Origin of the sequence: Lewinella sp. 4G2 (assembly GCF_001625015.1) — a bacterium.
Classification (GTDB): domain Bacteria; phylum Bacteroidota; class Bacteroidia; order Chitinophagales; family Saprospiraceae; genus Neolewinella.
In genome coordinates this window covers 1-2044 of the sequence record NZ_LVWJ02000017.1, presented here as the reverse complement: position 1 = coordinate 2044, position 2044 = coordinate 1, and the positions used below count along the sequence as shown (strand labels likewise).

The 2044-nt window shown below is 52.3% G+C and carries 1 rRNA gene; it reads left to right on the top strand.

Annotated features, from left to right (window positions below):
* Positions 1-2044: ribosomal RNA gene (locus tag A3850_RS17060) — 23S ribosomal RNA — on the top strand; the annotation flags it as partial.

Genomic DNA, 2044 nt, shown 5'->3' with positions numbered 1-2044 from the left:
ACCTGGTGATCTACCCATGGGCAGGTTGAAGTTGGGATAGTCTCCCAATGGAGGACCGAACCGGTAAACGTTGAAAAGTTTTCGGATGACCTGTGGGTAGGGGTGAAAGGCCAATCAAACCAGGAGATAGCTCGTACTCCCCGAAATGCATTTAGGTGCAGCGTTGTGTAATGTGTGCCGGAGGTAGAGCTACCAATAGGGCTAGGGGGCTTCACCGCCTACCAACCCCTGATGAACTCCGAATGCCGGCATAACAGTAGCAGCAGTGAGGCAGCGGGTGCTAAGGTCCGTTGCCAAGAGGGGAACAACCCAGACCATCAGCTAAGGTCCCCAAATTCGGGCTAAGTTGAATTGAACGATGTGGGAATGCACAGACAGCTAGGATGTTGGCTTGGAAGCAGCCATTCATTTAAAGAGTGCGTAACAGCTCACTAGTCGAGCGTTCCTGCGCGGAAAATACTCGGGCATAAGCTCGGTACCGAAGCTATGGATTGAACGTAAGTTCAGTGGTAGGGGAGCATTGTAGTCAGCGCTGAAGCTGTGCGGCGACGCATGGTGGAGCGGCTACAAAAGCAAATGTAGGCATGAGTAACGATAAAAGGGGTGAGAAACCCCTTCGCCGTAAAACTAAGGTTTCCGTATTCGATGTTAATCAGAATCGGGTTAGTCGGGTCCTAAGGTGTAGCCGCCAGGCGAAGCCGATGGCAAACGGGTTAATATTCCCGTACCCGTCTCCACTAAAAGCGACGGAGGAGTGTAGGTATCGCGTACTGACGGAATAGTACGTTGAAGGTTGGGTAAAACTGACCGATAGTACTCTAAAGGCTACGGCCTGCGGAGATAGTGTACCGAAGCGACTTCCAAGAAATAGCGAGGATGACGGCCCGTACCGTAAACCGACACAGGTAGTTGAGGAGAGTATCCTAAGGCGCTCGAGTGATTCATGGCTAAGGAACTAGGCAAATTAGACGCGTAACTTCGGGAGAAGCGTCGCCTCCCTTGTGGAGGCCGCAGTGAAGAGGCCCAGGCGACTGTTTAGCAAAAACACAGGACTCTGCGAAATCGTAAGATGAAGTATAGGGTCTGACACCTGCCCGGTGCTGGAAGGTTAAGGAAGGGGCTTAGGAGTAATCCGAAGGTCTTAACTGAAGCCCCAGTAAACGGCGGCCGTAACTATAACGGTCCTAAGGTAGCGAAATTCCTTGTCGGGTAAGTTCCGACCTGCACGAATGGTGTAACGATCTGGGCACTGTCTCGGCCATGAGCTCGGTGAAATTGAAGTATCGGTGAAGATGCCGATTACCCGCAACGGGACGAAAAGACCCCGTGAACCTTTACTACAGCTTCACATTGCATTAGGGTATAAGATGTGTAGGATAGGTGGGAGACATTGAAGCGGCCGCGCCAGCGGTTGTGGAGTCGTCCTTGAAATACCACCCTTCTTATACTCTGATGCTAACTCCTATGAAGTAGGAGGACCGTGTGTGGTGGGTAGTTTGACTGGGGTGGTCGCCTCCTAAAGCGTAACGGAGGCTCGCAAAGGTTCCCTCAGCATGGTTGGTAATCATGCGAAGAGCGTATGAGTATAAGGGAGCTTGACTGAGAGAGAGACATCTCGACCAGGTGCGAAAGCAGGCTCAAGTGATCCGGTGGTTCCGTATGGAAGGGCCATCGCTCAAAGGATAAAAGGTACTCCGGGGATAACAGGCTGATCTCCCCCAAGAGCTCACATCGACGGGGAGGTTTGGCACCTCGATGTCGGCTCGTCACATCCTGGGGCTGAAGAAGGTCCCAAGGGTTGGGCTGTTCGCCCATTAAAGTGGCACGCGAGCTGGGTTCAGAACGTCGCAAGACAGTTCGGTCTCTATCTGTTGCGGGCGTAGGAATATTGAGAAGATCTGCTTCCAGTACGAGAGGACCGGAGTGGACGCATCTCTAGTGTATCGGTTGTGGCGCCAGCTGCATCGCCGAGTAGCTATATGCGGAATGGATAAGCGCTGAAAGCATCTAAGCACGAAGCCAACTTCAAGATGAGTATTCCATT